Genomic DNA, 13408 nt, shown 5'->3' with positions numbered 1-13408 from the left:
GCGCCTGACCGGGACGAAACTGTAACAAGTTTCATTTTGGCCGTGACCTGGGTCACAGAAGGCTCGTTGGTCGGTCATGCCTCGACCCCCGCATGTGCGGCGTCTTCTCGGTGTGTCCGTCGTCGTCCTCGCCCTGTCCGCGTGCGGGTCGCAGCTGGACCCCGCGACCGTGGCGAAGGTGAACGGCCAGTCCGGTGGTGGTGACACCGACCAGACGAGCGGCGTGGCGGCCCCGGCCGGCGGCTCCGACGCCGGTGCGCCGACGCCGGGCGGCGACGTCCCCGGCGGTGGTGCCGCGGCTCCCGCCGCGGGCTCACCCGCTGCCGGCGGTGACGCCGGAGCCACCCCCGGCGCGGGGAGCGCGAAGGGCGGCGGCAAGTCCAAGGGCAAGGGCTCGCCGACCGGCACCGCGAAGGCGGCCTCGTGCGACGGGTTCAAGAACCAGACCGGGATCACCGACACCACCATCACCCTTGCGAACGTCGCCGACATCTCGGGTCCGGTCCCGGGCATCTTCGAGGCCTCCCAACAGGCCGCCCGGGCCTACGTGGAGTACTTCAACTCGCAGAACACGATCTGCGGGCGCAAGCTCGCGATCACCAACCTCGACAGCCGTGCCGACGCCGGCGCCGACCAGCAGGCCTACACCAAGGCGTGCAGCTCGGCGTTCGCCGCGGTCGGCTCGATGGGCGCCTTCGACTCCGGCGGCGCCTCGACCGCGCAGGGCTGCGGCCTCCCGGACATCCGCGCGGCGATGACGACCTCCGAGCGGGCGGCCTGCTCGACCTGCTTCGGCGTCTACTCGGTGCGGCCCAACCTGATCGCCGACTCCGGCCCGAAGTGGCTGGCGGCCCAGTACCCCGACGCGGTCAAGAACGTCGGAATGCTCTACATCAACGCCGGTGCCGCCGTCGGCAACGCGAAGAGCCAGGCCGCGGCCTGGGGGAAGATGGGCTGGTCGGTCAACTACCTCCAGGGCATCGACGTCGCGGAGTTCAACTTCGCGCCCTACGTCCAGCAGATGAAGGACAAGGGCATCAAGATGGTGGTCTATCTCGGGCCCTACCAGAACACCGTCAAGCTGCAGCAGGCCATGCAGCAGCAGGGCTTCAAGCCCGACGTGTTCATGCAGGATCCGACGATCTACGACCAGCGCTACGTCCAGCAGGCCGGCGCGCTCGCCGAGGGCACCTTCGTCTACTCCACCATCGACCTGTTCGAGAACAAGGCCAACCCGGAGGTCCAGCTGTACCTGTCCTGGCTCAACCAGGTGAAGCCCGGCGCGGTGCCGAACTTCTACGGACTGTTCGCCTGGTCGGCCATGCGCCTGTTCGTCGAGCAGGCGACCGCGCTCGGCGGCAAGCTGACCCGCGAGTCACTGGTGGCGGCGGTCCGCAAGGTCAACGACTGGACCGGGAACGGCGCCCATGCGGCGATGCGGGTGGGCACCGCGGAGACCCCGCCGTGCCAGAAGATCATCCAGTACAAGGGCGGCCGCTGGCAGCAGGTGTCACCCGGCACCTGGCTGTGCGGGAACGTCGTCAACTCGGGGATCAGCGGATGACGGGCACCCGGAGCCGGGTCCGCCGGACGGCCGCGGTCGCGCTCGCGCTGCTGGCCCTGACGGCCTGCGGGTCCCAGCTCGACCCGGCCACCGTCGCGAGGGCCAGTGGCCAGGACGGTACGGCGGGCGACACCACGAGCACCGGCGGCGACACCGGACTCCCGGCCGGCGAGGCACCGGCCGCGGGCGACGTACCGGCTGCGGGCGAGGCACCCGCAGCCGGTACCGCCGGTGACGCGCCGGCGGCCGGGGCGACCGGCGGCGCCGCGGACGGTGACGGAGGAGGCAAGTCGAAGGGCAAGGGCGCGCCGACCGGCACGGCGAAGGCGGGCTCGTGCGACGGGTTCAAGAACCAGACCGGCATCACCGACAGCACCATCACCCTCGCCAACGTCTCCGACATCTCCGGACCGGTACCGGGCATCTTCGAGTCGGCACAGCAAGCGACGCGGGCCTACGTCGAGTACTTCAACTCGCAGAACGACATCTGCGGGCGCAAGCTCGCGCTGGTCAACCTCGACAGCCGCGCCGACGCCGGCGCCGACCAGCAGGCCTACGTCAAGGCCTGCAGCGACGCCTTCGCCGCGGTCGGCTCCATGTCGGCCTTCGACTCCGGCGGCGCCGCCACGGCCGACGCCTGCGGGATCCCCGACATCCGCTCGACGATCGTCAACCCGGAGCGACAGGCCTGCAAGACCTGCCTCGGCACCTACTCGATCCGCACCAACCTGATCTCCGACCCGGCCGCGAAGTGGCTGGCCGCGAAGTACCCGGACGCGGTGAAGAACGCGGCCTTCCTCTACATCAACGCCGGTGCCGCCCCGGTCAACGCCAAGAGCCTCGCTGCCGGCTACGAGAAGGCGGCCGGGTGGTCGGCGAAGTACGTGCAGGGCATCGACGTCGCGGAGTTCAACTTCGCGCCGTACGTCCAGCAGATGAAGGACAAGGGAATCCGCGCGGTCATCTACTACGGGCCCTACCAGAACACCGTGAAGCTCCAGCAGGCCATGCAGCAGCAGGGCTTCAAGCCGGACTTCTACCTGCAGGACCCGACGATCTACGACAAGCGCTACGTCCAGCAGGCGGGCGCCGTCGCCGAGGGCACCTACGTGTTCTCGCCCAACGACCTGTTCGAGAACAAGGCCAACGCCGAGATCCAGCTGTACCTCTCGTGGCTGCAGCAGGTGAAGCCCGGCGCGATCCCCAACTACTACGGCCTGTTCGCCTGGTCGGCGACCCGGCTGTTCGTGGAGAAGGCGACGGCGCTCGGCGGCAAGCTGACGCGCGCCTCGCTCGTCGACGCCGTCCGTGCCACCACGGCCTGGACCGGGAACGGAGCCCACACCGCGATGAACCTCTCGACCGGGGCAACCCCGCCCTGCCTGAAGATGATCCAGTTCAGCGGCGGCCAGTGGTCGCAGGTCTCGTCCGGCACCTACCTGTGCGGCACCGTCGTCGACTCCGGGATCGGAGGCTGATCGTGGGCTCCCTCTTCGCCTTCACGCTGCTGGGCCTGTTCACGGGCGCGGCGTACGCCATCATGGCCAGCGGCCTGGTGCTGACCTACACGACCACCCGGGTGTTCAACATCGCCCACGGTGCGTTCGGCATGTTCCTGTCCTTCGTGTTCTGGGACTTCACCCAGCGCCAGGGGATGCCGACCGTGCTCTCGCTGATCCTGGTGCTCGGCGTGGTGGCGCCGGCGATCGGCTGGTTCATCCAGCGCTTCGTCACCCGCGGGCTGGGGGAGGGGCCGGTCTCCGTCGCCCTGGTCGTCACCGTCGGCCTCCTCGTCGGCCTGATCGGGCTGGCCCAGCAGATCTGGCCGCCGGAGCCCCGGGTGCTGCTGCCGTTCTGGTCCGGCACCGGCTGGCAGCTCGGCGACACCTTCGTCACCGCCCACCAGCTGGTCACCCTGGTGTGTGCGGTCGCCGTCGCGTTCGGGCTCTACCTGTTGCTCAGCCGGACCCGGATCGGTACGGCGATGCGGGCCTCGGTCGACAACCCCGAGCTGCTCAAGCTGTTCGGCGGCAAGCCCGACCGGGTCGCGGCGCTGTCGTGGTCGATCGGGATCTCGCTGGCCGCCCTCGGCGGCATCCTGCTGACGCCGGTCGTCCTGCTCGACTACTACGCGCTCACCTTGCTGGTGATCAACGCGTACGCCGCCGCGATGCTCGGGCGGCTCAAGAGCCTGCCGATGACCTTCGCCGGCGCCATGATCCTCGGCGTCCTCGAGTCGTGGGCCGTCGGCTACCTGCCGACCGACGGGTTCCTGGCGTCCTTCCGCCCGGTCATCCCGGCGCTGTTCCTCTTCGCGATCGTGGTGCTCATGCCCCAGGCCCAGCTGCGGATCGGCCAGGTCAAGGGCATCGTCACCGCGGCGGTGCCGTCGATGCGCCTCTCGATCGGCTCCGGCACCGGCCTGCTGCTGGTGACCCTGCTGTTGGTCAACGTCGTCGCGCCGAACCAGGTGCTGCTGATCGGGGTCGCGGCGACGTACGCGATGGTGATGCTCTCGCTCGTCCTGCTGACCGGGTACGGCGGTCACGTCTCCCTCGCCCAGTTCACCTTCGCCGGCGTCGGCGCGCTCGCCTACGCCAAGCTCGACGAGCCCAACCTGCTCGGGCTGCTGCTCTCGGCGCTGATCGCGGCCGCCGTCGGCGCGCTGGTCGCGCTGCCGGTGCTGCGGCTGACCGGCCTCTACCTCGCGCTGTCGACGATGGCGTTCGCGGTGCTCATGGACAAGGTGGTCTTCAACGCCGAGTTCGCGTTCAAGTTCAACGGCACCCTGGCCGCCGAGCGGCTCTCGATCCTCGGGCTCCGGATCGGCTCGGACACGGCGTACGTGTGGTTCATGGTGCTCGCCTTCGTGCTGCTCGCGCTGGGCCTGCTGGTGCTGCGCCGCGGCGCGCTGGGCCGGCTGCTGATCGCGATGCGCGACAGCCCGTCGGCCTGCGGCACCCTCGGCCTGGACATGCGCTGGTTCCGGGTCGGCCTGTTCGCCCTGTCTGCCGGCATCGCCGGCTTCGCGGGCGGCCTGTTCGCCGGCCTGCGCGGCACGGTCGGCGCCGCGGACTTCCTCTACTTCCAGTCGCTGCTGGTGCTCCTGCTCGCCGTCGTCTTCGGCGCCACCTCGGTCACCGGGGCACTGCTGGGCGGGGTCGCGCTGATGCTGCTGCCCGAGCTCCAGGCGGCCTCGCCGGGCATGGCCGGCCTGCTGTTCGCGGTCATCGGGTTCGGGGCGGTGCTCCTGGGCCGCGACCCCAACGGCCTGGCGAACCACCTGTTCCGGATCGGGCGCTGGCTGCGGGCGCGGCTCGCGCCGGCGCTGGGTGGTCGGCTGGAGGGCCGGTTGCAGGGACTGCTGCCCCGCGGCGGAAGCCCGGGAGGGACGGACGGCGCGGTCGACGTACCGCTGGTCGACATGGCTGTCGACGTGGCTGTCGACGTGGAGAAGGTGGGCTGACGTGGCACTGCTCGAGGTCGACGACGTCGTGGTCCGGTTCGGGGGCGTGACCGCCGTGAACCGGGCGACCTTCACCGCGGACCGGGGCGTGATCACCGGCCTGATCGGACCCAACGGTGCGGGCAAGACCACCTGCTTCAACGTGATCACCGGCCTGCAGCGGCCCACCAAGGGACGGGTCCGCTACCGCGACAAGGACGTCACCGGCTGGCCGGTGCACCGCCGGGCGCGGCACGGCGTGGGCCGCACCTTCCAGCGGCTCGAGGCCTTCGGCTCGCTGTCGGTGCGTGACAACGTCCGGGTGGCCCAGGAGATCCACGGCGGGCCGCTGGCCTGGTTCGGTGGCCGGCGGGGCGCCGTCGGCGTCGAGATGCTGCTCGACCGGGTCGGCATCACCGAGTATGCCGACGAGCGGGCCGACTCGATCCCGACCGGCACCGCGCGGCTGCTGGAGCTGGCGCGCTGCCTGGCCAGCGATCCCCAGCTGCTGCTGCTCGACGAGCCGTCCTCGGGCCTCGACGAGACCGAGACCGACGCCTTCGGCGAGCTCCTCGTCGACCTCGCGGCCGAGGGCTGCTCGATCCTCATGGTCGAGCACGACATGGACCTGGTGATGAGCGTGTGCCACGACATCCACGTGCTCGACTTCGGCGAGATCATCGCTTCGGGCGCCCCGGCCGAGATCCGCACCGACCCCGACGTCCAGCGGGCCTACCTCGGCTACGCGGAGAGCGACGGCGACACCGCGGTCCTGGAGGTGACCTCGTGAGCGTCCCGATCCTCGACGTGATCGACCTGCACGCGGCGTACGGCCGGATCGAGGTGCTGCGGGGCGTCGACCTGTCCGTGCCGCGCGGCGCGGTGATGGCGCTGCTCGGACCCAACGGCGCCGGCAAGTCGACGCTGGTGAAGGTGATCAGCGGTCAGAAGGAGGCGACGTCCGGGGACATCCACCTGGCCGGCGTCCACGTGCAGGGCGCCGCGTCCGACGCGCTGGCCCGGGTCGGGCTGTGCACGATCCCCGAGGGTCGCTCGGTGTTCCCGAACCTGACCGTCGAGGAGAACCTGGTCCTGATGTCGTACGCCGGCGTCCCGGCCTCGGCCGTCCTCGACACCGCCTACGCGTACTTCCCCCGGCTGCACGAGCGGCGCCACCAGCTCGCCGGCACCATGTCCGGCGGTGAGCAGCAGATGCTGGCGATGTCGCGGGCCCTGGCCTCCGACCCGGCGCTGCTGCTGCTCGACGAGCTGTCGATGGGACTGGCGCCGCTGATCGTCGACGAGCTCTACGAGACCGTCGCCCGGATCGCCGAGTCCGGCGTGTCCATCCTCTGCATCGAGCAATTCGCGCGGACCGCGCTGCGGGTCGCCGACTACGCCGCCGTGATGAGCGGCGGGCGCATCGTGGCCACCGGTGAGCCCGGGGAGATCCTCGAGACCATGGCCGACGTCATCCTGGGAGGGGCAGCATGACCAGCACACGCAGCACGCTCCGGGTCGCCGTCACGGGAGGGATGGTCGGCTGCCTGGCGCTGCTGGCCGCAGGTCCCACTGCGACGCCGGCCTCCGCCGACGACGACGGCGGCGGCGCGACGTCGTACGGCGGCTACACCACCACGGCCTGGTCGGCACCGATCCGGGTCGAGGTGTTCGAGCCGAGCATCCCGATCCCCGTCGACGCCGGGCAGGCCCAGGTCGAGTTCGACATGGGCTACAGCAAGGTCAAGGCGGACTCGGGTGAGTCCAAGGGACGCGCCAGCCTGTTCTGGCCGGGCGACCCGGTGGGCGAGGGCCTGAAGACCTTCGGCGAGCAGCTGGGGCTGCCGCCGACGCCGCTCACCGAGAACGGCTACCCGATGCAGGTCAACTCGCAGTACCCCGGCGACGTGCCGACGCAGAAGGACGAGTCGATCCCCGGCGCGATCATGACCACCACCTCCGGCGAGGGTACGGCGAGCGCGGAGACCGGCTTCTCGCCGGACGGCACCGTGCTCGGCCCGGACGGCGCGAGTGCCGACCCGTCGCAGAAGTCGGGCCTGATGGACCTGCTGACCGGTCTCACCGGGATGCTCACCGGCGGTGGGCTCGGTGGCCTCCCGGGGGCGGCTCCGACCGGCACGGCGACCAGCCCGACCGCCCCGACCGCGCCGGCGGCGGCGCCAGGGCTGCCGCCCCAGCTCGCCGCGCTCATCGACGTCGACGGCTACGTGTCGACCTCGAAGATGGAGGCCAAGGACAGCAAGGTGGTCGGGGTCTCGAGGGCCACGCTCGGCGAGGTCCGGCTGCTCGGCGGCCTGATCACCCTGGGCGGCGTCGAGACGGTCGCGAAGGCCACCTCCGACGGCGCCACCGGCACCGCGACCGGTACCGCCATCTGGGGCAAGATGGCGATCGCCGGCCAGGAGTTCGGGATCGGCCCCGACGGCGCGATCGTGCCCAGTGGTGGGGGCACCACCCCGATCCCGGGTCTCAACCAGCTGCCGCTCGACGCGCTCAAGGCGCTCGGCGTGACCATCGAGATCCCGCAGCAGGTCCGCACCGTCGACGGCGACGCCGGCACCAGCATGTCGCAGGGCCTGCGGATCACCATCGACACCCAGCTGCTCTCGCCGCTGCTCAAGGCGCTGCCGACCAACGTGCTCGGCGAGCTGATCCCGGCCCAGGCCGGCCCGCTCAAGGGCGTGGTGTCGGGCCTGTCCAACCTGGCGCCCAAGGTGGTCGTCACCCTCGGCGTCGCGAGGGCCGAGGTCGACACGGTGCCGCCGATCGACTTCGCCGCGCCGCCGGCGGCAGCCGACGCCGCCCCACCGGCCGCGGCAGCCCCGGCGCCCGCGCCGGCCGCCGGCTCGGTCGGCGTACCCTCGGCCGCGACCCCGGTCCCGGTCGGCACCGTGCCCACCGCGGGTGCGGCGCCCACGGGCGACCTCGTCGACGCTGCCCCGACCAGCGCCGGCCTGCCCGAGCTGTTCTCGATCCCCGGCATGCTCCTCGTCGCCGCCTTCGCCCTCGCGGCGGTCGCCGGCTCGTGGTTCCGGCGACTCGGTGCCGCTGCCCTCGGCATCGGCGCGTCCTGTCCCCACGGCCTCGACAGCGGCCTCCCCGACCTCCGAAAGGCCTGAGCCCATGACCACCGCAGCCACCCCCTCCGGGCGTGCCGGCAGCCTTCCCCGTGCAGGGGAGTCGACCCGCTCCGGGATCGCGCCGCTGAAGGACAACCACTACGCCCTGCTCCAGGTCGTGCTGTTCTGGGCGGGCGCGATCATGCTCCCGCTCGGCATCGTGGTGATCATCCTGGGCTGGTACGGCGCCGCCAACACGCCGTACCAGTGGGACCAGATGTCCTACGTCGTCTCCGGCGGCATGCTCGGCCTCGGCCTGACCTTCGTCGGCGGCTTCCTCTACTTCGGGGCCTGGCTGGCGCGGATCGCCGCCGACGGCCGCGAGTCGTCCAAGCGCCTCGCCGACACCCTGCTCGTGCTCGCCGAGGTCACCGCGACCTCGGCCCGCACCGACGACCAGGGCCACGACATCGGCGCCATCCCGGTCGTCGCCGGCGGCGGCACCACCATGCACCGCCGTGACTGCGCGCTGATCGCGCACCGCGACGACCTCACCCCGGTGGGTGAGGACAATGCGCACCTGGCGACGTGCCGGGTGTGCCGGCCGACCGCCCGGCGCTGAGCCGCACCGAGTCGGGTGGGTGAGAGTGACCTGGAGGTCACTCTCACCCACCCGACTCGGGGCAGAGGTGGCAGGATCCCCGCATGCCGATCACCCTTCACCGCTACCGGCTCGCCATCGCGGCCGGGTTCGCCACCCAGGGCTTCGTCTTCATCGGCCTCACCACCCGGCTGCCCGACATCAAGGACCGCTGGGACCTCTCCGAGCTCGGGATCTCCGGCGTGCTGCTGGCGATCGTGCTGCTCGCCGGTGCCGGCTCGGTGCTCGCGGAGAAGCTGTCGGTGCGGGTCGCGAGCGCCCGGGTGCTGCGGTCCGGACTGGTGCTCCTCGCCGGTGGCGCCGCGCTGATGCTCGCGGCACCGGTGTGGCCGGCGTACCTCCTCGGGGTGGGGGTCTACGGCGTCGGGCTGGGCATGGTCGACGCGACCACCAACATGCAGGCGGTCGTGCTGGAGCGACACTACGGGCGCACCATCCTGCCGAGCTTCCACGGCGCCTGGACCTTCGGCGGCCTGCTCGGCGCCGCGGTCACGCTCGCCACGGCCGACGTCGACCTGCCGTGGACCGCGCTGATCACCGTGCTCCCGCTCGTCGTCGCCGGCGCGAGCTTCCTGCCCCGCGACCCGGTCGGCGGGAGCGCACCGGCGGTCGACCTCGCGATCCCGTGGCGCCCGATCCTGATGGTCGGCCTCGGCATGGTCGTCTTCTACATGGTCGACACCGCGGCCCAGACCTGGGGCGCGGTCTACCTCGACGAGGTCGTCGACGCCCCGTCGCGCTGGGTCGCCCTCGCGACCCTTCCCTACTTGGTCGCCAGCCTGCTGGTCCGCCTCGCCGGCGACTCGATCGTGGAGCGGTACGGCGTCACGCCGGTCCTCCGCATCGGTGCGGTGATCGCCTGCGGCGGCCTGGTCGTGGTGACGGCCGCACCGACCTGGCCGGTGGCGGTCCTCGGCTTCACACTCACCGGCGCCGGCATCTCTGTCGTGGCTCCGCTGAGCTTCTCCGCGGCGGCCCGGATCGCCGGTGGCTCGGTCGAGCGGGTGGACGCGGTGATCGCCCGGTTCAACCAGTTCAACTACGTCGGCGGGCTGCTCGGCGCGGTGCTGACCGGCGTGGTCGGGAAGGACGAGCTGCGCTACGGGTTCGTCGTACCGATGGTGCTGGTGCTGACGCTGCTGCCTCTCGCCCGGTGGTTCGCAGCGCGCGACGTCGTGGAGATCCGGCAGGACAGCCCGGCGTAGTGGCCGGCCGGTCGGTCACTGGCAGGATGTCGGCATGGCCGATTCCGCCTTCCTGGCCCGGCACGGGGCGACCGAGTGGAGCGTCTCGGGACGGCACACGTCCCGCACCGACCTGCCGCTGCTCCCCGAGGGCGAGGAGGTCGCACGCGGGCTCGCCGGCCGCCTCGCCGGCACCACCTTCGCGGAGGTGCTGACCAGTCCGTTGCAGCGCGCCCGTCGTACGGCGGAGCTGGCCGGGTTCCCCGACGCCGAGGTGTGCGAGGACCTCCTCGAGTGGGGGTACGGCGACTACGAGGGCCGCACCACCGCGGAGATCCGCGAGCAGGTGCCCGGCTGGACCATCTGGACCCACCCGAGCCCCGGCGGCGAGACCGCGTCCGCCGTCGCGGTCCGCTGCGACCGTGTCGTGGCCCGGATCCGGGCCGCCGGCGGCCCGGTCCTGGTGTTCGCCCACGGTCACGTGCTGCGCGCCCTCGCCGCACGCTGGCTCGGCCTCCCGGTCGCCGACGGGCGCCTGTTCCGCCTCGACACCGCGACGCTCTCCGAGCTCGGCCACGAGCGCGAGACCCCGGTCCTGCAGCGCTGGAACAGCTGATCTCGGGACAGGTCGACCCGGGTGCTTGACGAACGGCGCATCGCGCAGCACGGTGTCGAACATGCCGACCGATGAGCCCGGTCCGCCGGTGGGCGGACCTGACGGGGTGCGCGTGGAGTGCCCACGCTGCCCGACGCCCGTGGCCGAGGTGGGCGACGGTCGCTGGTCGTGCCCGGACCACGGGTTCGTCGTACCGCTCTGGCGGCCGTCGACCTCCTCCTACGAGGAGTTCGCCGCCCACCTCCAACGGGTCGGCCCGTCGTTCCCGACCTTCCTGCCCTGGCCGCTCGGCCCCGGCTGGTCGGTCAGCGACTTCGCCGCCGTCGTCTCGGACGGCGCCGCGACCCGCGCCACGATGGCGTGCGTCGCGGGCACCAGCCAGCTCGACGGGCCGGTCGACGTGATGGTGATCAGCGAGGAGCCCGGCACCGGCTTCGGCGCCCGGGTCGCCGGGCTGACCACCCCCGACGACGCCGAGCTGCTCGACCCCGGCCACGAGGTCGGCGACGGCCCACCGCCGGTCCGGGTCCGCGTCGACCAGTACCCCGTCGGCCTGTGGCCGGTCTCGGTCAGCACCTCGCCGGGGGAGTGGGACCGCTCCGTGCTCGCGGGCGAGGCCGGTGGTCGCTGGCTGTGGCTGGTGCTGCGGCCGGCCTCCGCGATCCTGCTGCTGCGCGACGACTGGATCCTGCGCGACATCTCCGCCACCGGCCCGCAGCTGGTCGCGCTGCCGTTCGGAGGGCCCGCACCCTCCTGGTGACGGTCCCGAGTTTCGCCATTCCCGCTCGCGCGGGAGCCCGGATGCGGGAGCATCCCCTGCGGACCACGAGGAGGCCCGCATGGCGCGGAACGCGCAGGCGCTGCGGCGTCGTACGGCAGAGGCGATCGCACAGCGATCCGACCTGCCCGTCCGCACCCGGACCGCATCCACGGGCCTGCGGGCCCGGCTGCGCTACGGGTTCGACAACACCATGTCCCGAGGTACGCCGGCCCTGGTGGCCTGGCTGTTCGCCGTCACCGTGCTGCTCGTGGTGGTCTTCGCGGTCATCGACGTGGTGTCCGGGATGCGCCGCGACCAGCTCGGGTTCTGGGAGGCGGCCTTCCAGGCGCTGCTGCACGCGCTCGACCCCGGCACCGTGGCCGGTGACACCGGCGCCCGCTGGAGCTTCATCCTCACGATGCTCGTGCTCACGGTGGCCGGCCTGTTCATCGTCAGCGCCCTGATCGGTGTGATCGCGGCCGGCATCGACGCCCGGATCGCCGAGCTGCGCCGCGGCCGGTCCGTCGTACTGGAGAGCGGCCACTCGGTCATCCTCGGCTGGTCGGACTCGATCTTCACCGTGATCAGCGAGCTCTCCATCGCCAACGAGAGCCGGCGCCGACCGGTCGTGGCGGTGCTCGCCGACCGCGACAAGGTCGAGATGGAGGAGGAGATCCGCGCCAAGGTTCCGGACCTGCGCGGCACCCGCGTGGTGTGCCGGTCCGGCGCGCCCTCCGACATCGACGACCTCGCGATCCTCAGCCCCACCTCCGCGCGCTCGGTCGTGGTCCTGTCCGGCGACGGCGCGGAGCCCGACCGCGACGTCATCAAGGCGCTGCTCGCGCTGCGCTCCCTGCTGGCGGTCGACGAGGGACCGCGGGTCGTCGCCCAGCTGCGCGACCCGGCCAACCTCGAGGTCGCGCGGCTGATCGGCCGCGACCGTCCGGGCGGCATCTCGCTGCTCGACATCCGCGAGACGGTGGCCAAGCTCGTCGTCCAGACCTCCCGCCAGTCCGGCGCCGCCGCGGTCTACCGCGAGCTCTTCGACTACGAGGGCGACGAGATCTACTTCCTCGAGGAGCACCCGCTGGCCGGGGCGACGTACGCCGACGCGCAGCTGCACTACGACCAGCTGACGGTCATCGGGGTCGCCCAGGGCAGCAGCGTCCAGCTCAACCCGCCCCCGGACACCGTCGTCGGGGACCGCTCCCTCGTCGTGATCGCCGAGGACGACTCGGTCCTCGCCGCCGCGCCCCGCTCGGTCGCCGCCGTCGCCGAGGACGCCTTCGCGGACCATGCCGGCGAGCCGGCCCGCCCCACCCACGCCGTGGTGCTGGGCTGGAACGAGCGGGCACCGATCATCCTGCGCGAGCTGGACCGGTACGCCGCCCCCGGCTCGACGCTCACCGTCGTGACCGAGCACGGCGCGCCCGGCGTACCCACGACCGCGAACCTCGCCGTCACCGTGGTCGAGGCCGGCACCACGCGCCGTGCGGTCCTCGACGAGCACGTCCCGCCGGGTTGCGACCAGGTGATCGTGCTGTGCTACTCCGACGACCTCGACGCCGAGGCCGCCGACGCCACGACCCTGATCACCCTGCTCCACGTGCGCGACATCCTGGCCCGCTCCGAGAGCAGCACGCCGGTGATCAGCGAGATGATGGACGACCGCAACCGGGTGCTCGCCCAGGTCGCCGACATCGACGACGTCGTCGTCAGCGGCGAGATCGTCAGCCTGATGGTGGCCCAGCTGTCCGAGGACGCCCGGATCGAGCCGGTCTTCCACGACCTGTTGGAGGAGGAGGGCAGCGAGATCTACCTGCGCCCCGCCGAGTGGTACGTCGCCCCCGGGCGCGAGGTGAGCTGGGCGACCGTGGTCGCGGCCGCCGCCCGCCGGGGCGAGACCGCGATCGGGTTCTCCTCGGCCCGGCTGGCCGAGCCCGGGTCCCGGGTCGGCGTCGCGGTCAACCTGGCCAAGGGGGAGACGGTGGTGGCCGAGCCCGGTGACCGGGTGGTCGTGCTCGCCGAGCTGTGAGGCCACCCCCACCCCGGAGGTGGTGCGGGCACCACCCCCGATCCGGGACGGTGGGCCACTGAC

Annotated in this window: 11 protein-coding genes; all 11 read left to right on the top strand. The window is 72.2% G+C overall.

Annotated features, from left to right (window positions below):
* Window positions 1-112: 112 nt before the first annotated feature.
* Window positions 113-1564, top strand: a complete 1452-nt coding sequence (locus QI633_RS19005; RefSeq protein WP_282426727.1) for an ABC transporter substrate-binding protein — start codon at window positions 113-115, stop codon at window positions 1562-1564.
* Window positions 1561-3042 (top strand): ABC transporter substrate-binding protein, encoded by a 1482-nt coding sequence (locus QI633_RS19000; protein ID WP_282426726.1) that lies wholly within the window; start codon window positions 1561-1563, stop codon window positions 3040-3042. Before QI633_RS19005 ends, QI633_RS19000 begins: the two co-directional genes overlap by 4 nt.
* A gap of 2 nt (window positions 3043-3044) precedes the next feature.
* Window positions 3045-5030, top strand: coding sequence for an ABC transporter permease (locus QI633_RS18995; RefSeq protein WP_260805859.1), 1986 nt, complete (start codon window positions 3045-3047; stop codon window positions 5028-5030).
* Window position 5031: 1 nt separating this feature from the next.
* Window positions 5032-5799: an ABC transporter ATP-binding protein gene (locus QI633_RS18990; RefSeq protein ID WP_141797926.1), complete on the top strand. Its 768-nt coding sequence runs from the start codon at window positions 5032-5034 to the stop codon at window positions 5797-5799.
* Complete coding sequence (locus QI633_RS18985) at window positions 5796-6503, top strand: ABC transporter ATP-binding protein (protein WP_141797927.1); 708 nt, start codon at window positions 5796-5798, stop codon at window positions 6501-6503. The genes QI633_RS18990 and QI633_RS18985 overlap by 4 nt, the downstream gene beginning before the upstream one ends.
* Window positions 6500-8149: a hypothetical protein gene (locus QI633_RS18980; RefSeq protein WP_282426725.1), complete on the top strand. Its 1650-nt coding sequence runs from the start codon at window positions 6500-6502 to the stop codon at window positions 8147-8149. Before QI633_RS18985 ends, QI633_RS18980 begins: the two co-directional genes overlap by 4 nt.
* A gap of 4 nt (window positions 8150-8153) precedes the next feature.
* Window positions 8154-8711, top strand: a complete 558-nt coding sequence (locus QI633_RS18975) for a hypothetical protein (RefSeq protein ID WP_141797929.1) — start codon at window positions 8154-8156, stop codon at window positions 8709-8711.
* Window positions 8712-8794: 83 nt separating this feature from the next.
* Window positions 8795-9955, top strand: a complete 1161-nt coding sequence (locus tag QI633_RS18970) for an MFS transporter (RefSeq protein WP_282426724.1) — start codon at window positions 8795-8797, stop codon at window positions 9953-9955.
* Window positions 9956-9989: 34 nt separating this feature from the next.
* Window positions 9990-10550 carry a histidine phosphatase family protein gene (locus QI633_RS18965; RefSeq protein WP_282426723.1) on the top strand — a complete coding sequence of 187 codons (561 nt, stop codon included), beginning with the start codon at window positions 9990-9992 and terminating at the stop codon, window positions 10548-10550.
* A 61-nt stretch (window positions 10551-10611) separates the two neighbouring features.
* Complete coding sequence (locus QI633_RS18960; RefSeq protein ID WP_260805860.1) at window positions 10612-11310, top strand: DUF6758 family protein; 699 nt, start codon at window positions 10612-10614, stop codon at window positions 11308-11310.
* Between the two features lie 79 nt (window positions 11311-11389).
* Window positions 11390-13345, top strand: coding sequence for a hypothetical protein (locus tag QI633_RS18955; protein ID WP_282426722.1), 1956 nt, complete (start codon window positions 11390-11392; stop codon window positions 13343-13345).
* Window positions 13346-13408 lie beyond the last annotated feature (63 nt).

This window comes from Nocardioides sp. QY071 (assembly GCF_029961765.1).
Lineage (GTDB): Bacteria > Actinomycetota > Actinomycetes > Propionibacteriales > Nocardioidaceae > Nocardioides.
Note: the sequence above shows the minus strand (reverse complement) of the source record. Positions and strands in the feature narration are given on the sequence as shown.